This window comes from Caldimonas sp. KR1-144 (assembly GCF_049446155.1).
Taxonomy (GTDB): Bacteria; Pseudomonadota; Gammaproteobacteria; order Burkholderiales; family Burkholderiaceae_C; genus Rivibacter.
In genome coordinates this window covers 163,889-184,118 of record NZ_JBMSEE010000001.1, presented here as the reverse complement: position 1 = coordinate 184,118, position 20,230 = coordinate 163,889, and the positions used below count along the sequence as shown (strand labels likewise).

The window sequence follows — 20,230 nt, the reverse complement described above, 5'->3', positions numbered from 1 at the left end:
AGTGCCCGCCGGATCAGAACGGGATGCGGCCCAGCCAGATGTCGCGGTACATCGCCCAGTCGCCCATGAAGCTGTAGAGCGGGCGCTTGAACGAGGCGGGCTTGTTCTTCTCGAAGCCGAAGTGGCCGAGCCAGGCGAAGCCGTAGCCGCACAGCAGGCCGTAGATCAGGAACTGCAGCGAGCCGGTGGTCAGCACGACGGCGAAGCACACGAGCGCCAGCGTCGAGCCGACGAAGTGCAGCCGCCGGCAGGTGCGGTTGCTGTGCTCGCCGAGGTAGAAGGGATAGAACTCGCCGAAGCTGTGAAACGAATGCGGGTCGACCGCGCCCTGCGTGCTCATGCTGCAGCCTCCGTCTTGTTGGCGAGAAAGGTCCAGATCGCATTCAACACGCCGTCCGGCGCCTCGGTCATGAGGGAATGCCCGGCCGGCAAACGGATGGTGTCGGCCTTCAGCAGCTGAGCCAACCCGGCGGCCATGCGCGGCTGCGTCATCTGGTCCTTGGTGCCCAGCACCAGGCGCGCCGGGCAGCGTACCCGGGCAGCGGCCGCTTCGGCGCCGGCGTAGGCGTTGCAGGCGCTGAAGTCGATGTGAAACAGGCTGGCGCCGCCGTGGCGGGCGGCGTAGTTGCCCTGCATGCGGCGCTTGAGCGCCATCGCCGCGCCGTGCAGCCAGGTGCCGGGCCCGGGCGCCGACGGCTTGGCGGCGAGGGTGGAATGTGCGAAGACGTTGTCCATCGCCATCGCCCGCGGCGGATCGTCGCGCGAGGTGTCCAGCAGGGTCGGCGACACCGTCATCGGGTAGGCGGTGCCGACCATCACGAGCCGTGTCGCCCGTTCGCCGAGCCGCGCCGCGGTCTCCAGGCCGATCAGCGAGCCCATGCTGTGGCCGACGATGGCCGCGCGCGGCACGGCCAGCGCGTCCAGCAGGGCGACCAGCCAGTCGGCCATCGCCTCGACGCTCGAAAGCGCCGGGCCCTCGCTGCGGCCATGGCCGGGCAGGTCGACCGCCAGCACCGAGTGGCCGTGATGCGCCAGGTAGCGGCTTTGCAGGCCCCAGACGCTGTGGTCGTTGAGCGCGCCGTGCACGAGCACGACGCAGGGCAGGGCGGCGTCGAACGGACGGCCGCCGGTGTAGGCGTAGGCGCTGCGGCCTTGCAGATCGATCTTCATGCGGCCACCTTCGCTGCGGCCTTCAGCGCGCGGCCGAGGTCGTCGATCAGGTCGGCCGGATCTTCGAGGCCGATCGACAGGCGGATCGTCCCCGGGCCGATGCCGGCCTGGCGCAGCGCGTCGTCGTCCATGCGGAAATGCGTGGTCGAGGCCGGGTGGATCACCAGCGAGCGGCAGTCGCCGACGTTGGCCAGGTGCGAGAACAGCTTCAGCGCCTCGATGAAGGCCTTGCCCTGGGCGCGCGAGCCCTTGAGGTCGAAGCTGAACACCGCGCCGCAGCCGCGCGGCAGCAGCCGTTGCGCCAGCGCGTGGCTGGGGTGTTCGGGCAGCTCGGGATAGCCGATTCGCTCGACCATCGCCTGCTTGGACAGGAACTCGACCACCCGGCGCGTGTTGTCGACGTGGCGCGCCATGCGCAGCGGCAGCGTCTCCAGGCCCTGCAGGATGGTCCAGGCGGTGTGCGGGCTCATGCACGCGCCGAAATCGCGCAGGCCCTCGCGGCGCGCGCGCAGCAAGAAGGCGCCGACGGTGCTCTCCTCCGTGAATACCATGCCGTGGAAGCCCTCGTAGGGCTCGGTCAGCTCGGGGAATCGGCCCGAGGCGTCCCAGTCGAAATTGCCGCTGTCGACCAGCACCCCGCCGACCACGGTGCCGTGGCCGCACAGGAACTTGGTGGCCGAGTGGTAGACGAGGTCGGCGCCGTGCTCGAACGGGCGCAGCAGCCACGGCGTCGTGAAGGTCGAGTCGACCAGCAGCGGCAGGCCGGCGTCGTGCGCGATGGCCGCGACCGCCTCGATGTCGAGCACGTCCAGGCCCGGATTGCCGAGCGTCTCGCCGAACAGCAGTCGCGTGTTCGGCCGGATCGCGGCGCGCCAGCCGTCGAGGTCGCCCGGCTTCACGAAGCTGGTCTCGATGCCGAAGCGGCGCAGCGTGTAGTGCAGCAGATTGTGCGAGCCGCCGTAGAGGGCCGAGCTCGCGACGATGTGCGAGCCGGCACCCGCCAAGGTGGCAACGGCCAGGTGCAGCGCCGCCTGGCCGCTCGCCGTGGCGATCGCCCCGGCGCCGCCCTCGAGCGCGGCCATGCGCTCCTCGAACACGGCGTTGGTCGGGTTGGAGATGCGCGAGTAGACATGGCCCGCGCGTTCCATGTTGAACAGCGCCGCCGCGTGGTCGCTGCTCTCGAAGACGAAGGAGGTCGAAAGATGCAGCGGCACGGCGCGCGCGCCGGTGGCCGGGTCGGGGGCGGCGCCGGCGTGCAGCGCCAGCGTGTCGAAGCCGGGATCGGATGCGCCGGGCATCGGGGTCTCCTCTACAGCGGATTTGAGGGGCGTCGCTCGTGGCGGCGCCCGTGTTCGTCGCGCGGCATTGTGGGCTATATTGGCCGCATCACCCGAAGCGCATTTCCCCAAGGAGCACCGCCATGAAAGTCAGCGACATCCTGCGCGTCAAGGGCGGCACGCTCTACACCGTTTCCCCTGACCTGCCGCTGGCCGAAGCCGTGCGCACGATGGCCGAGCGCGACATCGGTTCGCTGGTCGTGATGGAGCACGGCGACCTGGTCGGCATGCTGACCTTTCGCGAGGTGATCCAGGCCGTGGTCGGCAACGACGGCACGGTCGGCACGACCATCGTGCGCACCGTGATGGATGACCATCCGCTGACCTGCACCCCCGAGACCGAGATCGACGAGGTGCGCCGCATGATGCTCAACCGCCATGCGCGCTACATGCCGGTGATGAACGGCCGCACGCTGATGGGCGTGATCTCGTTCTACGACGTCGCGAAGGCCGTGGTCGACAGCCAGGACTTCGAGAACCGCATGCTCAAGGCCTACATCCGCGACTGGCCGGTCGAGGACGCGCAGGCCCAGCAGCAACAGCAGTAAGCCGGTCGTGCGTTCGCGGGACGGGCGTGCCGTCCTAAGGCGGGATTAAGGCAACGCTCCCAGACTGCATCTCAGGCAGCGGCATCAGTCGCCGCGTTGGGGAGCAGGAGTGGGAAGCCGCGCGCGTCAAGGAAGCTGGTACGGTGCCCGGACCGCCCGTGTCCTGGCCCTCGGGACGGCGCTCGCCGCTGCGAACATCACTGTGCAGGCCGAGCCGCGGCCGGCCGTGGAGGCTCCTGCCGCTGCGCCCCCGCTGCGATTGAGCCTCCCGCCGAGCCACCCGTTCGGTTCCGAAGGTGCGAAGGACGCGATCGAGCCCGCTCGCATCACGGCGCCGCGGCCGCTGTGGCAACGCGTCAGCGTGGTCGAGATGCCGGTGGACGCCATTCCCGGCGCGCCGCCGCGCCGTGCCCACCACGCGCTGCGCATCGCCACCGACGCCCCCAAGGCCTTCTTGCGCGGCCTGGGCTTCGAGCCGAGCGACTGCGCCGCGCAGCTTCGAGCCCCGGCGCGGATGAAGCAGGAACGCGGCGACACCAACGTGGACGTGCAGGCCCAGGTGCGCATCGGCTGCCGCTTCTGAGCCCGGTCCCCGTCTCAGGACGAGGCGCCGCGTCGGCGACAATGGCGCATTGCGCCTCGCGCGCCGAACGCCTCTCGCTTGCGCCATGTCCGGCAACACCCTCGGCCACCTGTTTCGCGTCACCACCTTCGGCGAGTCGCACGGACCGGCGATCGGCTGCGTGATCGATGGCTGCCCGCCCGGCATGTCTCTGTGCGAGGCCGACATCCAGCCAGAGCTCGACCGCCGCCGCCCCGGCACCTCGCGTCATGTGACGCAGCGCCAGGAGGCCGATGCCGTGGAGATCCTCTCCGGCGTCTACGAAGGCCGCACCACCGGCACGCCGATCGCGCTGCTGATCCGCAACACCGACCAGCGCAGCAAGGACTACGGCAACCTGCTCGACACGTTCCGCCCCGGGCACGCCGACTACACCTACTGGCACAAGTACGGCATCCGCGACCCGCGCGGCGGGGGGCGCAGCTCGGCGCGCCTGACCGCGCCCGTCGTGGCCGCCGGCGCGGTGGCGCGCAAGTGGCTCGCCGAGCGCCACGGCGTGAAGCTGCGCGCCGGCATGGCCGCGCTGGGCGCCACCGAGATCACCTTCGAGGGCTGGGAGCACGTCGACCACAACCCGTTCTTCGCGCCCAACGCGAGCCAGATCGATACGCTCGAGGCCCAGATGGACGCGCTGCGCAAGTCCGGCGACTCGGTCGGCGCGCGCATCGTGGTGGAAGCGGCGGGCGTGCCGGTCGGCTGGGGCGAGCCGATCTACGACAAGCTCGACGCCGACATTGCCTACGCGATGATGGGCCTGAACGCCGTCAAGGGCGTCGAGATCGGGGCTGGCTTCGCCAGCGTGGCGCAGCACGGCAGCGAGCACGGCGACGAGCTCACGCCCGAGGGCTTCCTGAGCAACCACGCCGGGGGCGTGCTGGGCGGCATCTCGACCGGCCAGGACATCCGCGTCTCGATCGCGATCAAGCCGACCAGCTCGATCCGCCTGCCGCGCCGCTCGATCGACAAGGCCGGCCTGCCGGTCGAGGTGGTCACGCACGGCCGCCACGATCCCTGCGTCGGGATCCGCGCGACGCCGATTGTCGAGGCGCTGCTGGCCCTGGTGCTGATCGACCATGCACTGCGCCATCGCGCCCAGTGCGGCGATGTCTCGGTGCCGACGCCGGCCATCCCCGCTTCACCCGGTTCGCGCGGCTGACGCGTCGCTTCGTCGCGCGGCGCCGGACCCCTGTCGCGCCGCCCTGCGGTTCGCTCCCGCCGAACTGCAATCCGTCGCATGATGGGAACCTTTCGTCAGACGGCCCACTTAGACTCGCGGCCCATGAACGAAGCCACCCTCGTCCAGCCCGTCGCCGCGCCCACGAAGCGCCGCCGCCGGGCGATCACCGCCGCGATCGTCGTGGTCCTTCTCGCAGGGGCGGGCGTCGCGCTGTCCTCCCGCCTCGGCCCCGGCAAGAAGAAGGAAGAGACGCCGGCGCCGCCGCTGCAGTTCGGTCCCGCCGAGGTGGCGCGGCCGCTGCTGGCGCCGATGCCGCAGCGCGTCGAGTTCACCGGCCCGCTGGTCGCGCCCCGCACGGCCGTCGTGCGCGCCAAGGCCGCCGGCACCCTGCTGTCGCTGGCGGTGGCCGAAGGCAGCCGGGTGCGCGCCGGCCAGCCGCTGGGCAGCATGGACCTGGCCGACCTGCAGGCGCGCATCAACGAGCGCAGCGCCGGCATCGAGTCGGCCCAGGCGACACTGATCGAGGCCGAGCGCATGCACGACTCGAACACGCGGCTGGCGGCGCAGAACTTCATCTCGTCGACCGCGCTGCAATCCTCGCAGGCGCGGCTCGACGCGGCCCGTGCCGCGTTGAAGTCGGCCCAGGCCCAGCTTGAGACGCAGCGCATCTCGATGCGCGAGGCGGCCCTCGTGGCGCCGATCGACGGCATCATCGGCAAGCGCCACGTGGTGCCCGGCGAGAAGCTCAGTGCCGAGCAGCAATTGCTGACCATCGTCGACCTGAAGACGCTGGAGCTGGCCGGCACGGTGGCCACGCACGAGGTTTCGGTGCTGCAGGTGGGGCAGGCGGTCGAGGTCAAGGTCGAGGGCATGGCCAAGCCGGTCGTGGGCCGCATCGACCGCATCGCGCCGTCGGCCGAGGCCGGCACGCGCGCGATCGGCGTGGTGGTCGTGCTGGACAACAAGAGCGAGGTGCTGCGCGCCGGCCAGTACGCCCAGGCCGCGGTCACGCTGGAGGACCCCACGCCGCGCCTGACGGTGCCGGTGGCCGCGATCGGCCAGGCCTCGGGCCAGGACTTCGTCTGGACGGTCGAGAACGGCGCCCTGGTGCGCCGCGTCGTGATCACCGGCCGCAAGGACGTTGCCAGCGGGCGCGTCGAGGTGCTGCAGGGCCTGAAGCCGGAGTCCATGGTGCTCGCGGCGCGCTTCGACAATCTGCGCGAAGGCGCGCTGGCCGAGGTCACGGGCCATTCGAACGTCGCGCCGGCCGCCTCGGCGTCGACGCCGCGCCCGGCGTCCTGAGCGCCGGCCTGATTTGCCGGACCGACCGGCCCTTGTAGCCGGTCGCCCCATCGTTCTCGCCGCTGGCATCGCAGCGGCTGCTGTCGGGAGCGTCCACCATGTGGATCACGCGCGTTTCCATCAACAACCCCGTGTTCGCCGCGATGATGATGATCGCGCTGTGCGTGCTCGGGCTGTTCTCCTACGCCCAGCTGCGCGTCGAGCGCCTGCCCGACATCAGCCCGCCGGTGGTGTTCGTCAGCATCAGCTACCCGGGCGCGTCGCCGGAGGCGATCGAGACCGAGATCACGCGGCCGGTCGAGCAGTCGATCAACGGCATCGCGGGCGTCAAGCGCATCATGTCGACGAGCCGCGAGGGCCGCAGCGACACCGTCGTGCAGTTCAATCTCGAGGCCGACATGAACCGCGCGATGCAGGACGTGCGCGACAAGGTTGCGGTGCTTGCGCCGACCTTCCCGCGCGACGTCAAGTCGCCGCTGGTCAGCCGCTTCGACAACGACAACGCGCAGCCGGTGGTCTACCTGTCGCTGATGGGCGCCGACCGCAGCGCGCGCGAGCTCTCGCTGCTGGCCGACCAGGTGGTGCGCAAGCGGCTCGAGCGCGTCTCGGGCGTCGCGCGCGTCGATGTGGGCGGCATGACGGTGCGCCAGGTGCGCATCGACCTCGACCCGCAGCGCCTGCGCGCCCACATGCTCACGCCGGCCGACGTGGCCGCCGCGCTGCAGCGCGCCAACACCGACGTGCCGGTCGGCCTGCTGCAAAGCACGCAGGCCGAGGCGATCGTGCGCGTCGAGGGCAAGGTGCGCGACGCCAAGGCCTTTGCCGACGTGGTGGTCTCCACGCGCAACGGCACCGTGGTCACGCTCGGCGACCTGGGCTCGCTGGTCGAGCGCGAACAGGAGCCGCAGTCGCTCGCGCGCCTGGACGGCCAGCCGGCGATCAACTTCAACGTCTTCAAGCAGCAGGACGCCAACATCGTCGACACCGGCGAGGAGATCAAGCGCGCCGCCGAGGAACTGCGCCAGGGCCTGCCGCCCGGCGTGGAGCTGCGCCTGGTCTACGCCGACAGCGAGTGGGTCAAGGACTCGCTCGCAGGCGTCAAGCGCACGCTGATCGAAGGCGCGCTGCTGACGGTGGCGATCGTGTTCCTGTTCCTGCACAGCTGGCGCTCGACCGTGATCACCGGCCTGACGCTGCCGATCTCGGTGATCGCCTCGTTCATTGCCGTCTATGCGTTCGGCTTCACGCTGAACTTCATGACGATGATGGCGCTGTCGCTGTGCATCGGCCTCTTGATCGACGATGCCATCGTCGTGCGCGAGAACATCGTGCGCCATGTCCACATGGGCGCCGACCACCACACGGCCGCGCGCGTGGGCACCGACGAGATCGGCCTCGCGGTGATGGCCACCACCTTCGCGATCTGCGCGGTGTTCGTGCCGGTGGCCTTCATGAAGGGCATCATCGGCAAGTTCTTCTTCCCGTTCGGCATCACCGTCACGGTGGCCGTGCTGGTGTCGCTGTTCGTGAGCTTCACGCTCGACCCGATGCTCTCGAGCATCTGGAAGGACCCGCCCGGCACGCGCCTGGCCAAACTGCCGGTGCTGGGCTGGCTGATGCGCGCGACCGATCGCGTGATGGACGTCTTCCACTCGCTCTACGAGAGCAAGATCCGCTGGGTCTTCTCGGGCAGGCACTACCGCCTTTGGCTGCCGTCGATCGGCCTGTGGCGCGCGATCCGCCATGGCGAGCTCGCGGCGCTCAAGCCGCGGCGCGCGACGATCACGCCGCGCGGCATCATCCTGTGGGGCGGCTTCCTGAGCTTCGTGGGCGCCGTGATGCTCACGCCCCTGGTCGGCACCGAGTTCGTGCCCGAGAGCGACCAGAGCTACATCCAGCTCAACGTCAAGCTGCCGGTCGGCGTGAGCCTGGAGCGCGCGAGCGACAAGATCGCGCAGGTGGAGCGCGCGGTGAAAGCCTTCCCCGAGGTCAAGTCGCTGACCGCGACGATCGGCGACGCGGGGCAGGGCAGCCGCAACGCGGCCGAGCTCGGTGTGCTGCTGCATCCGCGCCTGGAGCGCAAGCGAACGCAAAAGCAGATCGAAGAGGGCATCCGCGAGGCCCTGCGCTCGATTCCCGGCATCGACGTCGCGCTCGGCCAGCGGCCGATCTATGTCGCGCTGCTCGGCCCCGACCCGGCGGTGCTCGAACGCGAGGTGCTCAAGCTCGCCGATGCCGTGAAGAAGATCCCCGGCGTGGCCGACCTGCAGACCTCGGTGGAAGCGGGCATGCCGGCCTACGCGGTGCGGCTCAAGCAAGACGCGGTGCGCGAGCTGGGCATCACGCCGCAACAGCTCGCCGGCAGCCTGCGCGCCTTCGTCAATGGCGATGTCGCGACCTACTGGACCGCGCCCGACGGCGAGCAGGTGGAGGTCGAGCTGCGCTTGCCGCGCGAGTCGCGCGAGAACATCGCGCAGATCGAGTCGCTGCCGGTGGCCTACAGCCGCGACGGCACGCCGGTCGTGCTGGGGCGCATCGCGCACATCGAGCAGGTTTTCAACCCGGACAACATCAAGCGCCAGGACCTGCAGCGCCGCCAGGCGATCTACGCCGGCGTGCAGGGCCGCCCGGGCGGCGACGTCGGTGCCGACGTGCAAAAGCTCATCAAGACCTGGCAGCTGCCGCCCGGCTACCGCTTCGACATCGGCGGCCAGACGCGCGACCAGCAGGAGGCCTTTCAGGGCGTGCTGATGGCGCTGGGCCTGTCAATCATCTTCATCTACATCGTGCTGGCCTCGCAGTTCGGCAGCTTCATCCAGCCGCTGGCGATCATGGCCTCGCTGCCGCTGGCGCTGATCGGCGTGATGCTGGCGCTGCTGATTTCGGGCTCGACGCTGAACCTGTTCTCGATGATCGGCCTGGTGATGCTGATGGGCCTGGTGACCAAGAACGCCATCTTGCTGGTCGATTTCGCCAACCACGCCCGCAGGCGCGGCGCCACTGTCGCCGAGGCGCTGCTCGAGGCCGGCCTGGTGCGCATGCGCCCGATCATGATGACGACCGCAGCAATGGTGTTCGGCATGCTGCCGCTGGCGCTGGCGCTCAACGAGGGCGGCGAGATCCAGGCGCCGATGGGCCGCGCGATCATCGGCGGCGTGATCACCTCGACCCTGCTGACCCTGGTGGTCGTGCCGGTGCTGTACTCGTACCTCGCACGCGACCGCCGGGCCGCAGTGCAGCCGTCCGCGTCCATCGAGCCGAGCGGCTCGGGGGCTCTGCCCGGCTATGCGCCAGCCGACCGCGAATAGGGCGCTTGCCGACGTTGCGATTGTCGAAACGGGTTCGCCTGCGGCGCGCTTGCGGCTAGGATTGCCCTGCAAGCGCCGCGACCCGGCGCGACGGGAGACAGCGATGCCTTATCGGCGCATCCTCCTGCACGTGGACAGTGGGCCCGCCACCGCAGCTCGTACCGCGGTGGCCGCCCGCCTGGCGATCGAGCACGACGCGCAGCTCGTCGTGCTTGCACCCACCGACCCCGTTTCGGTGCCGGGTGATCCTTCCGCCCTGATCGGCGGCGCGGCTGAGACGGTCGAGCGGGCGCTCGCCGATTCGATGCGCCGCGCCCAGGAGGCCGCCGACACGGCGCGCTCGCGCCTGGCGCAGGCCGGCGTGGTGCCGATCGCCGCGCGCGTCGATGGACGCGACCATGCGGTCGCGGTCGTCGAGTCGGCGCTGACGGCCGACCTGATCGTGCTCGGCCAGCCGCATGCTGAGACCGCCCCTCACCTGGCCGGCCTGGCCCCGGAGGTGCTGCTGCACGCCGGGCGGCCGGTCCTCCTGGTGCCGCACATTGCCGAGGAGCAGGCAAGCGTCGGCACGCGTGCGCTGGTCGGCTGGAACGCCAGCCGCGCCTGCGCGCGCGCCATCGCCGATGCGCTGCCGATCCTGCGCCGCGCGAAACAGGTCGACGTGGTCCGTTTCGAGAAGCCGGCGGTCGGCGTCGAGTTCCGCGCCGACGGCTTCGGCGGACTCGACGACTGGCTCGCCTCGCATGGCGTGCGCGCCAAGCTCGAGGCCGTGCCCAGCGAGATCGGCGTGGCCGATGCGCTGCTGTCACGCGCGGCCGACGGCGGCCACGATCTGGTGGTGATGGGCGGCTACGGCCACTCGCGCTTCCGCGAGGCGCTGCTCGGCGGCGCGACGCGGTCGGTGCTCAAGCAGATGACCGTGGCCGTGCTCATGTCTCATTGATGAGGCCCCACGCTTGCCGCTTCGCGGCGGCGCTGCCCCCAAGGGGGCTGGCCGGGCTTGGGGCGGCCCGGCGCCCGGCCGCCGTCCGGCTTCATCGCGCAGCGTGGTGGATCACGTCGCGCACGAGCGGATAGATCTGCATCTCCCAGCGCCGGCCGCTGAACACGCCGTAGTGGCCGGCGCCGGGCTGCACGTAGTGCGACTTCATGTACGGCCGGATGCCGGCGCACAGGTCGTGCGCGGCCAGCGTCTGGCCGAGCGCGCAGATGTCGTCGCGCTCGCCTTCAACGGTCAGCAGCGCGGTGCGGCGGATCGCCTGCGGGCGCACCGGCCGGCCTTGCACCTCGAACATGCCGCGCGCGAGCTCGTAGTCCTGGAACACGCGGCGCACGGTCTCGAGGTAGAACTCGGCCGGCAGGTCGGCGACCGCGAAGTACTCCTCGTAGAAGCGGCGCGTCGGCTCTGCCTGCTCCTGCTCGCCGTTGGCCAGCTGCTCGTACATCGTCTTGAGCGAGTGCAGGTGACGCTCCAGGTTCATGCTCATGAAGGCGGTGAGCTGCATGAAGCCCGGGTAGACGCGGCGCAGCGCGCCCTGGAAGCGCAGCGGCACCACGCCCAGCAGGTTGCGCTCGAACCATTCGATCGGCTTGCTGGTCGCCAGCGCGTTGACCTCGGTCGGCGCGACGCGGCAGTCGATCGGACCGGCCATCAGCGTCATGCTGCGCGGCGTGGCGGGGTGCTCGTCCTCGGCCATCAGCGACACGGCGGCGAGCGCCGGCACGCAGGGCTGGCAGATCGCCAGCAGGTGCACGCCGGGGCCGATGCGGCCGAGGAAGTCGATCACGTGCGCCACGTACTCGTCGAGCCCGAAGCGCCCGGCCGACAACGGAATGTCGCGCGCGTTGTGCCAGTCGGTGATGTAGACGTCGTGGTCGGCGAGCGCCACGCGCACCGTCTCGCGCAGCAGCGTCGCGAAGTGGCCCGACATGGGCGCTACGATCAGCAGCGGCGGCTGGCCCTCGACGCCCGGCTTGCGAAAGTGCAGCAGCGAGCCGAAGGGCGTGCGGTAGGGCACTTCCTCCACCACCCGGCGGGGCACGCCGTCGACCGGCACCTCGTCGATGCCGAAGGCCGGGCGCTTGTGCGTCATCTGAACCAGAGAGACCAGCTCGCACCATGCGGCGGCACGGCGCACCGGCGGCCAGTCGCGTGCACCATGACGGGCGTCGCCGAGCCACGGGGCGGCGGCGCTGGCGGCGCTGCGCAGCGGCCAGAGCCAGTCGGTGTGGGCCTGGTAGGCGTGGTAGATCATGCCGTGCCTCCGAGGGGGAATGCGCTGTCCGTGCAACTTGCGAGCCAAGCACGACGGCACCGCGACGGGGCGCGTGGCACAGCGCTTGCGGAGCCTGCGACGACGCCCCAGCGAGGAGACGGCCGATGGCCCGCGCGACGCTCACGATCAGCAGCAAGAACTACTCGTCCTGGTCGCTGCGCGGCTGGCTGCTGGCGCGCTTCGCCAAGCTCGACTTCGACGAGCGCATCGTGCCGCCCGACGACGCCGACGCGCGCAAGGAGATCCTGCTGCTGTCGCCGTCGATCCTCGTGCCCTGCCTGCGCCACGAGGGCGTGACCGTCTGGGACACGCTGGCGATTGCCGAGTACCTGCACGAGGTCAAGCCGCGCGCCGGCCTGCTGCCCGCCGATCGGGCCGCGCGCGCGCACTGCCGCGCGATCTGCGGCGAGATGCATTCGGGCTTCGCGAGCCTGCGCGCGGCGTTGCCGATGAATCTCAAGGGCGACTTCCCGGACTTCAAGGTCTGGGCGCGCGCCCAGGCCGACATCGAACGCATCTGCGAGATCTGGCGCGACTGCCTGGAGTGCTACGGCGGCCCCTATCTCTTCGGCGCCAGGCGCACGATGGCCGACGCGATGTACGCGCCGGTCGCGACGCGCTTCGCGACCTACCACGTGCCGCTCGACGAGGCCTCGCGGCGCTATTGCGAAGCCGTGCTGTCGATGCCCGAGATGGTCGAGTGGACCGAGGCCGCGCTGGCCGAGGAAGAGGAGATCGACGAGCTGGACGTCGAGTTCTGATCAGGCGGCAGCCGGCCGTCGGGTCGTCCCAAGGCCGCCAAGCCCCTCGAGGACAGCGCCGCGACGAGGCCGCAAGCGTGGCGGGCGTTCATCTCCACGGTGTCGGCTTCGGGATCTCGCATGGCCCCTCGACCTCCACCGTCTTGAAGTCCGCCGGGCTCACGATCTCCAGGTACTCCATGTCCGGCGAGTAGTCGAACAGGTAGTGCACGATGCCGGGGCGCTGGTGCACCACGTCGCCGGCTTCGACGAGGGTTTCCTTGTCCTCGTACATGAACTTGGCCCAGCCCTTGGTCATGATGACGATCTGGAACTCGGCCTCGTGGCGATGCCAGCCGGTGCCGCCGCTCTCGGGCGGGATGTCGCTGGCCTTCACCAGGTGTGCGATCACCTTGCCGTTCGTCGCGTCGGCGACCCCGAGGTCGCGGTAGAGGAAGAAGTCGCGCAAGCCCTCGCCCTTGAACGCGGTGTCGCCGGGCTTGACGTGGGAGAAGCGGGTGCCGGTGGTGTCCAACATGGCATGGCCTCCTGCGATGCGGTGGTGGCTTACCGCCTGCATCAGGCATGCCAAGGCTTGTGCACCGCAGCAGGGCGGCGCACAAGCTTCCTCGTCGATCAGAGCGTGAGCCGAAAGCCCTCGATCACCGCTCCCGGCGTCGTGATCGAGCCGAGCTGCCGCTGCCCATAGGTGTCGCTGTTGGGCAGGAACTCGGCCTCGTCAGTGAGGCCGACGAGGCCGTCGCCGAGCAGGCGCAGGGCGTCGTCGTCGAAGCGCATCACGTTGACGGGCGCCACCAGCTCGCCGCCTTCGACCCAGAAGCAGGCGTAGCGCGTCATGCCGGTCATGCGGCAGGCCTGGCGGTCGCTGTAGTTCAGGTACCAGAGGTTGCTGACATACAGGCCGGTGTCGAGCGCGCGCAGCATCTCGCTGTGCGCGATGCTGCCGGCGGCCACGCGCAGCGAGTCGGGCGACTCCTGGGCATCCGCGCCGTTGGTCGCGACGCCGTATTCGCGCGCCGAGCGCGGCGAGTTCAGCGTGCCGCCCTCGCGCGGCAGGCGGCCCGCCGTCACCAGCGGCACGCTGGCCGGGCGCGTGAAGCCTTCGGCCGTGAAGGCCGGCGCCGTGCCGCTGGCCACGGCCTCGTCGATGTGCAGCGAAGGCGCGAACGCCGCCTCGCCGCGTTCGAGGCGCATCAGCGACGAGACGCCGGTGCGCCGCGACTTCAGCGAGAAGCCGCTCCAGCCCAGCGTGCCGAGGATCTCGACCAGCGCGGTCGGCGTGAAAGCGGCGCGGTAGGCACCCGGCTTCAGCGTGCGCGGCTCGCGCGCCAGCAGCGGCACGCGCGCGGCGACCTCGTCGAACCTCGCGACGAAGGCCGCGTCGTCCCAGTGCGTGCCGGCGTAGGCGGTCTTGATCGCCTTGTCGGCCTGACGGTACAGGCACCAGTCGAAGTGGAAGCTCTCGACGCGGTGCCAGTGGCGGCTGCCCAGCGTGTCGGCGAAGGCGCGCACCATCGGCCCGCCGGCGTAGAAGCCGACGAAGTCGTGCTTGCCGGCAGCCAGGCCGTGCACCAGCGCGATCAGCTGCGCGGCCTCGGGCAGGCGGCCGTGGTCGTCGCGGCTGCTGGTGCTGGCGGCGTCGGGCACCAGCAGCCAGGGGTCGTCGGGAATCAGGTCGAGGTCGCGCAGCAGTTCGGCGCGCTCGGACGACAGCGTTGCGAGGTCGCGCGACAGATCGCCCGACAGCGCTACCGTCGCCTCGGTGCGGCGCTGGCCGCGTTCGACGGCCAGCGTCGCGTAGGCCTGCGAGACCTGCGTCGCCTGGCGCAGCGTGCCGCGGTTGAAGCGCAGGAAGTCGCTCGACTCGGCCGACACCAGCAGCGTCGTGCGGTCGGCGCCGTGGCGGGCCTCGGGGGTGCCGAGCAGCGCGTCGGCGAGGGCCTCGAAGCCTTCGCGGCGGGTGAGCGGGTTCAGTTGCACGCGTGCGTCCATCACTGGGCCCCTCCGAAGACGTCGACGGCGGCGAACTTGCAGGCCGGCGACGCGTGGCCCACGCGGATGACTTGCGAGGGCTCGCCCTTGCCGCAGAACGGCGTGCCCATGACCTCGTAGGTGCTGTCGTTGCCGACCATCGCGAGCGAGCGCCAGAACGTGGCGCTGATGCCGCGGTAGTTGGGGTTGCGCACCACCTCGGCCAGCTGGCCGTTGCGGATCACGCGGCCGTACTCGCAGCCGAACTGGAACTTGTTGCGCGAGTCGTCGATGCTCCACGAGCAGTTGGTGTGCATCATCACGCCGAGCTCGATGCTTTGGATCATCTCGTCGAGCCCGCTCGTGCCGGGCTCGACGTTCAGGTTGCTCATGCGATCGATCGGCGCGCGGTTCCAGCTGCACGCGCGCGTGGTCGCGACGCCGCCGATGTCATGCCCCAGCGCGCGGGCGCGTGCCTGCGACAGGCTGCCGCCGAGCGGGCGCTGGAGGATGCCGCGCTCGATGATCAGCGCGCGCTGCGCCGGCAGGCCGTCGTCGTCGAAGGCGAAACCGGCGAATTCATGCGCGCGCGTCGGGTCGTAGCTGACGTTGAGCAGCTCGCTGCCGTAGCGGTAGTGGCCGAACATGTCGAGCGTCACGAAGCTGGTGCCGGCGAAGTTGCGCTCGTCGCCGAGGATGCGGTCGAGTTCGAGCGGGTGGCCGATCGACTCGTGGATCTGCAGCATCATCTGGTCCGGCATCAGCAGCAGGTCCATCGTGCCGCTCGGGCACACGGGTGCGGCCACCAGCTCCAGCGCCTCGCGGGCGACGCGCGGGCCTTCATGCGTGCGAAAGCCGGCGCGTTCCAGCACCTCGAGCCCGCCTTGCTGGCAGTAGCCGTTGTACTGGCCGGCGCTCGAGCGCACCTGCGTGACGCCGGCGTCGTGGGCGGTGACCTGCACCGAGGGCGTGAGGAACTCCCAGTGTTGCTCGGTGCGCGCGCCGTCGCTGGTGAGGTAGAGCTGGTCGGTGACCACGCTCCACAGCGTCGCGTGGCGGTCGACGATGCGCGCGTCGGCCTTGGCGGCGGCGCAGACCTCGTGCAGCCACTCGAGTTTCTCGGGCAGCGTGGCACTGCCGGCCGGACGCTCGACGGCGCTCGCGTAGCGCCCGCTCGCGGTCGGCGGCTGCAGTGCCGCGTCGTCGTGCGCGGTCTTGCCGGCGCTGGCACGCGCCAGCGCATGCGCGCGCTCGAAGGCGGTGGCGAGGCCGGCCTCGGAAACGTCGGAGGTGGCGGCGTAGCCGAGGCCCCCGTCGATCACGGTGACCATCGCGCCGGCGTCGTGCGAGCGGCGCGGTGCCTCGGCGACGTCGTCGCGCACGCTCAGTTGTTCGGACACTTCGCGCACGCCGCGCACGGCCCAATGGCGGGCTGTGGAGGGCAGGGCGCCGGCCGCGCGCCGCGCGGTCGCTTCGACGGTATCGAGCATGGGGGCCTCCGCTGATGGCCGCGGGTTCATGGCCCGCGGCGGTGGAGGCAGTTTAGCGGCGTAGCATCGCGGCCCTTGGTCTGGCCGGCCAGACGCACACTCGACAACCCGCAATGCAAACACGCCGATCCTTGCTGTCCGGCCGCCACGCTTGCCGGATCCTTCTGATCGTCTGCGGCCTGTGGGGCGGCGGCGCGCAGGCGCAGAACCCGAGCCCGGCCGAGTCCTGCCGGACCGACCTGGAGGCGCTGCCCGGCTTCCTGCTGGAGAACGACGCCGGTGCGCGCGAGCACGTCGCGCGCCGGGGGCAGGCGGTGTTCGACGCCGCGCTGGCGAAGGCGCGCGTCGACGTCGCGGGGATCGACAGCGATGCCGATTGCGTCAAGCTGCTGCGGGGCTATCTGCGCAGCTACCGTCATGGCCATCTGGGCGTGAGCGCGATCGCACCCTCGTTGACCGTGCCGGCGGCAGCGACGCCTGACGCATCGTTGCCGAGCTTCCGGGTCTTGTCGGCGAAGACCGCGCTGCTGGTGCTGCCGAGCTTCGCGGACCACTACGCCGAGCCGATCGGCGCGTTGCTGCGCCGGCATGCGCGCGAAATCGCCGCGCGGCCCAACCTGATCGTCGACGTGCGGCGCAACGGCGGCGGATCCGACACGACCTACGAGCCGGTGATGGCGCTGATCGATGCCAACCTGCGCCGCGACGTCGGTGCCGAGTTCCTTTCGACGCCAGCCAACATCGAGGCTTCGCAAGCGGTGTGCGAGCAGATGCAGCCGCCGTCGCAGGCTTGTCGCGACTTCATGCGGCCGGTGCTCGAGGCGATGCGCGCGGCGCCCGTGGGCAGCTTTGTGCTGCCGACGGGGATCGAGCCCGTCGCGACGGTCCGCCCGAGGCAGATCGCGCGGCAGCCCCAGCGCGTTGCCGTCGTGATCGACCGCGGCTGCGGCAGCTCGTGCGAGGAGTTCGTGCTGGCCGCGCGGCAGAGCTTCAAGGTCAAGCTGTTCGGGCGTCCGACCTACGGATCGCTCGACTACTCCAACATGCGGCCCCACACGCTGCCTTCGGGGCTGCGGCGGCTGCACTACGCAACCTCGCGCTCGCTGCGCCTGCCGGCCTATGCGATCGACGCGGGCGGCATCGCGCCGGACCACTTCATGCTCAAGCCCGCCGAAGGGCAGGCCGACGAAGAGCTGCGCTACGTGCAGCAGGTGCTGGAGTCGACGCGCTGAGCGCACCGCGGCCGCGCGCGGCGATCGGCGTCCGAGGCCCGGTGCCCCGGCGCGTCAGGGGCCATCCTGGCCCCCAGGCGATGACCTCGACCGCGTGGTCGGGTGGGCTCAGCCCACGCGTTGCTCGCTGCGGCCATCGAACAGGTGCGCTGCGCCCGGCTGCCAGCGCAGTCGCACGGGCGTTCCGACCGACTCCGTCACGCGGCCCGGCACGCGAACGGTGATCGTCCCGGCGGCGGTCTCGACCAAGGCGTAGGTCTCGGGCCCGGTCGGCTCGATCATGGCAAGGCGGCCAGGCAGCCCGTCAGCGGCCAGCCCCACGTCTTCCGGGCGCAGCCCGTAGACCAGTTCGTCGGCGTTGGAGGCCGACAGCGCGCGGCGGTGCGCGTCGCTGAGCGCAAGCTCGACGCCCTGGGCGGCGATGCGCTCGATGCCGTCGCGCCGGGCGGCGAGCATGTTCATCGTCGGCGAGCCGATGAACTCGGCGACGAAGCGCGTGGCCGGGCGGCTGTAGATGTCGTCGGGCGTGCCGAACTGCTGCACCACGCCGTCGCGCATCACGGCAATGCGGTCGCCCAGCGTCATGGCCTCGACCTGGTCGTGCGTGACGTACACGGTGGTCGTCTTGGTGCGCTGGTGCAGAAGCTTGATCTCGGCGCGCATCTCGACGCGCAGCTTGGCGTCGAGGTTGGACAGCGGCTCGTCGAACAGGAACAGCTTGGGGTTGCGCGCGAGCGCGCGGCCCATCGCGACGCGCTGGCGCTGGCCGCCCGAGAGCTGGCCGGGCTTGCGCTCGAGCAGGTGCTCGATCTGCAGCATCTTGGCCACGCGCTGCACCGCGGCCTCGCGCTCGGCCTTGGGTACCTTGCGCATCTCCAGTCCGAAGGCGATGTTCTGCGCGACGTTCATGTTCGGGTAGAGCGCATAGCTCTGGAACACCATCGCGATGTCGCGGTCCTTGGGCAGCGCGTAGGTCACGTCGCGCCCGGCCAGCTCGATGCGCCCCGAGGTCGGCGTGTCGAGCCCGGCGATCATCGACAGCAGCGTGCTCTTGCCGCAGCCCGAGGGGCCGACGAGGATCAGGAACTCGCCGGCCTCGATCTCGAGGCTGATGCCCTTGAGGATGTCGGTGCCCGCATAGCTCTTGCGGATGTCCTGGATGGCGAGAGCGCCCATGGTTTACCCCTTCACCGCGCCGGCCGTCAGGCCGCGCACGAAATACTTGCCCGCGATCAGGTAGACCGCGAGTGTCGGCAGCGCCGCGATCATGGCCGCGGCCATGTCCACGTTGTAGGCCTTCACCGTGCTGGAGGTGTTGGCCAGGTTGTTCAGCCCCACGGTCACCGGCTTGGCATCGTTGCCCGAGAACACGACGCCGAACAGGAAGTCGTTCCAGATCGCCGTGAACTGCCAGATCAGCGTGACCACGAGGATCGGCGTCGACAGCGGCACGACGATGCGCCAGAAGATGCGCCAGAAGCCCGCGCCGTCGAGCATCGCGGCCTTGATCAGCTCGTCGGGCAGCGCGGCGTAGTAGTTGCGGAAGAACAGCGTCGTGCTCGGCAGCCCGCACAGGATGTGCACCAGCACCAGGCCCCAGATCGAGTTGGCCATGCCCAGCCAGCCCAGCACCTGCGACATCGGCAACAGGATCACCTGCAGCGGCATGAACACGCCGAACAGCAGCAGCGCGAACATGAGCTCGCTGCCGCGGAACTTCCACTTCGTGAGCACGTAGCCGTTGACGGCGCCCAGGGCGGTCGAGATCAGCACCGCCGGCACGACCATCGCGACCGAGTTCCAGAAGAAGGGCTTGAGGCCGTTGCAGTCGGTGCCGGTGCAGGCGCTCGACCACGCGATGCCCCAGGCCTCGAGGCTGGGCGCGCTCGGCAGCGCGAGCAGCCCGCCGGCGCGGATCTCGTCAGCGCCCTTGAAGGAGGTGACGAGCATCACGTACAGCGGCGCGAGGAAGAAGGCCGCGAAGCCCATCAGCAGGCCCCAGACGGCGAGGCGGTGAAAGTGGATGCGATTCATTGAAACCCCCTTGGCGCTTCGCGCCGTCCCCCCGAGAGGGAGTTCGCCCCTTCGGGCGGCCGAGCAGGGGCTCATCGTTTGGCCCTCAGTTCGCTGTAGAGGTAGGGCACGACGATGGCTGCGATCGTCGCGAGCATCACGGTCGCCGAGGCGGCGCCCAGGTTGATCTGGCCGCGCGTGAAGGCCATCGAGTACATGAACGTGGCCGGCAGGTCGGTCGCATAGCCGGGGCCGCCGGCGGTCAGCGCCATCACCAGGTCGAAGCTCTTGATCGCCAGGTGCGACAGCACCATCAGCGTCGAGAAGAACACCGGGCGCAGGCTGGGGATCAGGATGCGCCAGTAGATGCGCGGCAGCGAGGCACCGTCGACCTGGGCGGCCTTGATGATCGAGTCGTCGATGCCGCGCAGTCCGGCGAGGAACAGCGCCATCACGAAGCCTGCGCTTTGCCACACGCCCGCGATCACGACGCAGTAGATCGCGCGCTCGGGCTGCACCAGCCAGTCGAACGAGAAGTCGGTCCAGCCCCAGCCCTGCACCAGGTTCTCGACGCCCAAGCCGGGGTTGAGGATCCACTTCCAGGCGGTGCCGGTCACGATCATCGACAGCGCCATCGGATAGAGGAACACCGCACGCAAGGCGCCCTCGGCGCGGATCTTCTGGTCGAGCAGGATCGCCAGCAGCAGGCCGATGGCCATCGCGCCGCCGATGAAGAGCGTGCCGAAGACGGCCAGGTTGGACAGCGCGACGCGAAAGCGGTCGCTCTCGAACAGCTGCACGTACGGCTCGAATCCGGCGAACTCGTAGTTCGGCAACAGCCGCGAGGCCGAGACCGAGAACCAGCCGTTCCAGGCGATGAAGCCGTAGATGAAGAGGAAGCCCAGCACGAAGGAGGGCGCGACCACCAGGCGCGGCAGCCAGGCGCTGCCGGTGGGCGACGAGGGAAGGCTCATGCCGGGCTCCGCGAAACCAGGAGGAAAGGGCGGGGCACCGCGGGTGCGG

At 70.4% G+C, this 20,230-nt stretch carries 18 protein-coding genes; 8 read left to right on the top strand and 10 right to left on the bottom strand.

The genetic code is table 11. From position 1 onward, the window contains the following. Positions 1-13 precede the first annotated feature (13 nt). The 3 genes from ACO2TI_RS00850 to ACO2TI_RS00840 are packed head-to-tail and all read right to left on the bottom strand — an operon-like array spanning position 14 to position 2,468. Positions 14-340 carry an Mpo1-like protein gene (locus ACO2TI_RS00850; protein ID WP_423281521.1) on the bottom strand — a complete coding sequence of 109 codons (327 nt, stop codon included), beginning with the start codon at positions 338-340 and terminating at the stop codon, positions 14-16. Beyond that, a complete protein-coding gene (locus tag ACO2TI_RS00845; RefSeq protein ID WP_423281519.1) occupies positions 337-1,170 on the bottom strand; it encodes an alpha/beta fold hydrolase in 834 nt (277 codons plus the stop codon). The genes ACO2TI_RS00850 and ACO2TI_RS00845 overlap by 4 nt, the downstream gene beginning before the upstream one ends. After that, a complete protein-coding gene (locus ACO2TI_RS00840) occupies positions 1,167-2,468 on the bottom strand; it encodes an O-acetylhomoserine aminocarboxypropyltransferase (RefSeq protein WP_423281517.1) in 1,302 nt (433 codons plus the stop codon). Before ACO2TI_RS00840 ends, ACO2TI_RS00845 begins: the two co-directional genes overlap by 4 nt. A 122-nt stretch (positions 2,469-2,590) precedes the next feature. Here ACO2TI_RS00840 and ACO2TI_RS00835 point away from each other — a divergent pair, with 122 nt between their 5' ends. The 6 genes from ACO2TI_RS00835 (at position 2,591) to ACO2TI_RS00810 (ending at position 10,407) form a co-directional block, all read left to right on the top strand. Further along, the gene (locus ACO2TI_RS00835; protein WP_423281514.1) at positions 2,591-3,055 is read left to right on the top strand and encodes a CBS domain-containing protein; all 465 of its coding nucleotides are present in this window, start codon (positions 2,591-2,593) and stop codon (positions 3,053-3,055) included. 259 nt (positions 3,056-3,314) lie between these two features. Then, positions 3,315-3,638 (top strand): hypothetical protein, encoded by a 324-nt coding sequence (locus ACO2TI_RS00830; protein ID WP_423281512.1) that lies wholly within the window; start codon positions 3,315-3,317, stop codon positions 3,636-3,638. Positions 3,639-3,723: 85 nt separating this feature from the next. Next, complete coding sequence (aroC, locus tag ACO2TI_RS00825; RefSeq protein WP_423281511.1) at positions 3,724-4,833, top strand: chorismate synthase; 1,110 nt, start codon at positions 3,724-3,726, stop codon at positions 4,831-4,833. A gap of 123 nt (positions 4,834-4,956) precedes the next feature. Then, positions 4,957-6,156, top strand: coding sequence for an efflux RND transporter periplasmic adaptor subunit (locus ACO2TI_RS00820; RefSeq protein WP_423281510.1), 1,200 nt, complete (start codon positions 4,957-4,959; stop codon positions 6,154-6,156). A 98-nt stretch (positions 6,157-6,254) separates the two neighbouring features. Further along, positions 6,255-9,464, top strand: coding sequence for an efflux RND transporter permease subunit (locus ACO2TI_RS00815; RefSeq protein ID WP_423281508.1), 3,210 nt, complete (start codon positions 6,255-6,257; stop codon positions 9,462-9,464). Between the two features lie 103 nt (positions 9,465-9,567). Next, positions 9,568-10,407 carry a universal stress protein gene (locus ACO2TI_RS00810; protein WP_423281507.1) on the top strand — a complete coding sequence of 280 codons (840 nt, stop codon included), beginning with the start codon at positions 9,568-9,570 and terminating at the stop codon, positions 10,405-10,407. Positions 10,408-10,498: 91 nt separating this feature from the next. On the opposite strand, the gene ACO2TI_RS00805 is transcribed toward ACO2TI_RS00810, so the two are convergent. After that, entirely contained in the window at positions 10,499-11,719 is a 1,221-nt protein-coding gene (locus tag ACO2TI_RS00805; protein WP_423281506.1) for a polyhydroxyalkanoate depolymerase, read from the bottom strand. A gap of 125 nt (positions 11,720-11,844) precedes the next feature. Between ACO2TI_RS00805 and ACO2TI_RS00800 the strand changes: the two genes are divergently transcribed. Then, positions 11,845-12,501 (top strand): glutathione S-transferase family protein, encoded by a 657-nt coding sequence (locus tag ACO2TI_RS00800; RefSeq protein ID WP_423281505.1) that lies wholly within the window; start codon positions 11,845-11,847, stop codon positions 12,499-12,501. Between the two features lie 88 nt (positions 12,502-12,589). On the opposite strand, the gene ACO2TI_RS00795 is transcribed toward ACO2TI_RS00800, so the two are convergent. From ACO2TI_RS00795 to ACO2TI_RS00785, 3 genes are all read right to left on the bottom strand, one after another. Continuing rightward, a complete protein-coding gene (locus ACO2TI_RS00795; RefSeq protein WP_423281504.1) occupies positions 12,590-13,018 on the bottom strand; it encodes a cupin domain-containing protein in 429 nt (142 codons plus the stop codon). A gap of 98 nt (positions 13,019-13,116) precedes the next feature. Next, the gene (locus tag ACO2TI_RS00790; RefSeq protein ID WP_423281503.1) at positions 13,117-14,493 is read right to left on the bottom strand and encodes a TldD/PmbA family protein; all 1,377 of its coding nucleotides are present in this window, start codon (positions 14,491-14,493) and stop codon (positions 13,117-13,119) included. Next, positions 14,493-15,962: a TldD/PmbA family protein gene (locus ACO2TI_RS00785; protein ID WP_423281502.1), complete on the bottom strand. Its 1,470-nt coding sequence runs from the start codon at positions 15,960-15,962 to the stop codon at positions 14,493-14,495. Before ACO2TI_RS00785 ends, ACO2TI_RS00790 begins: the two co-directional genes overlap by 1 nt. Positions 15,963-16,075: 113 nt before the next feature. On the opposite strand from ACO2TI_RS00785, the gene ACO2TI_RS00780 reads away from it, so the two are divergent. Then, positions 16,076-17,194, top strand: a complete 1,119-nt coding sequence (locus ACO2TI_RS00780; protein ID WP_423281501.1) for a S41 family peptidase — start codon at positions 16,076-16,078, stop codon at positions 17,192-17,194. Between the two features lie 108 nt (positions 17,195-17,302). Here ACO2TI_RS00780 and ACO2TI_RS00775 read toward each other — a convergent pair whose 3' ends face one another. The 3 genes from ACO2TI_RS00775 to ACO2TI_RS00765 form a co-directional block, all read right to left on the bottom strand. Beyond that, positions 17,303-18,370 carry an ABC transporter ATP-binding protein gene (locus ACO2TI_RS00775; protein WP_423281500.1) on the bottom strand — a complete coding sequence of 356 codons (1,068 nt, stop codon included), beginning with the start codon at positions 18,368-18,370 and terminating at the stop codon, positions 17,303-17,305. 3 nt (positions 18,371-18,373) lie between these two features. Further along, complete coding sequence (locus tag ACO2TI_RS00770; protein ID WP_423281499.1) at positions 18,374-19,228, bottom strand: carbohydrate ABC transporter permease; 855 nt, start codon at positions 19,226-19,228, stop codon at positions 18,374-18,376. A 71-nt stretch (positions 19,229-19,299) separates the two neighbouring features. After that, complete coding sequence (locus tag ACO2TI_RS00765) at positions 19,300-20,181, bottom strand: carbohydrate ABC transporter permease (RefSeq protein WP_423281498.1); 882 nt, start codon at positions 20,179-20,181, stop codon at positions 19,300-19,302. Positions 20,182-20,230 lie beyond the last annotated feature (49 nt).

Bases quoted from the DNA above. Each gene is read 5' to 3' on its own strand.
- ACO2TI_RS00795 (WP_423281504.1), bottom strand. From the start codon at position 13,018: ATGTTGGACACCACCGGCACCCGCTTCTCCCACGTCAAGCCCGGCGAC.
- ACO2TI_RS00840 (WP_423281517.1), bottom strand. From the start codon at position 2,468: ATGCCCGGCGCATCCGATCCCGGCTTCGACACGCTGGCGCTGCACGCC.
- ACO2TI_RS00835 (WP_423281514.1), top strand. From the start codon at position 2,591: ATGAAAGTCAGCGACATCCTGCGCGTCAAGGGCGGCACGCTCTACACC.
- ACO2TI_RS00850 (WP_423281521.1), bottom strand. From the start codon at position 340: ATGAGCACGCAGGGCGCGGTCGACCCGCATTCGTTTCACAGCTTCGGC.
- ACO2TI_RS00775 (WP_423281500.1), bottom strand. From the start codon at position 18,370: ATGGGCGCTCTCGCCATCCAGGACATCCGCAAGAGCTATGCGGGCACC.
- ACO2TI_RS00805 (WP_423281506.1), bottom strand. From the start codon at position 11,719: ATGATCTACCACGCCTACCAGGCCCACACCGACTGGCTCTGGCCGCTG.
- ACO2TI_RS00815 (WP_423281508.1), top strand. From the start codon at position 6,255: ATGTGGATCACGCGCGTTTCCATCAACAACCCCGTGTTCGCCGCGATG.
- ACO2TI_RS00785 (WP_423281502.1), bottom strand. From the start codon at position 15,962: ATGCTCGATACCGTCGAAGCGACCGCGCGGCGCGCGGCCGGCGCCCTG.
- ACO2TI_RS00770 (WP_423281499.1), bottom strand. From the start codon at position 19,228: ATGAATCGCATCCACTTTCACCGCCTCGCCGTCTGGGGCCTGCTGATG.
- ACO2TI_RS00820 (WP_423281510.1), top strand. From the start codon at position 4,957: ATGAACGAAGCCACCCTCGTCCAGCCCGTCGCCGCGCCCACGAAGCGC.
- ACO2TI_RS00810 (WP_423281507.1), top strand. From the start codon at position 9,568: ATGCCTTATCGGCGCATCCTCCTGCACGTGGACAGTGGGCCCGCCACC.
- ACO2TI_RS00790 (WP_423281503.1), bottom strand. From the start codon at position 14,493: ATGGACGCACGCGTGCAACTGAACCCGCTCACCCGCCGCGAAGGCTTC.
- aroC (WP_423281511.1), top strand. From the start codon at position 3,724: ATGTCCGGCAACACCCTCGGCCACCTGTTTCGCGTCACCACCTTCGGC.
- ACO2TI_RS00845 (WP_423281519.1), bottom strand. From the start codon at position 1,170: ATGAAGATCGATCTGCAAGGCCGCAGCGCCTACGCCTACACCGGCGGC.
- ACO2TI_RS00780 (WP_423281501.1), top strand. From the start codon at position 16,076: ATGCAAACACGCCGATCCTTGCTGTCCGGCCGCCACGCTTGCCGGATC.
- ACO2TI_RS00765 (WP_423281498.1), bottom strand. From the start codon at position 20,181: ATGAGCCTTCCCTCGTCGCCCACCGGCAGCGCCTGGCTGCCGCGCCTG.
- ACO2TI_RS00800 (WP_423281505.1), top strand. From the start codon at position 11,845: ATGGCCCGCGCGACGCTCACGATCAGCAGCAAGAACTACTCGTCCTGG.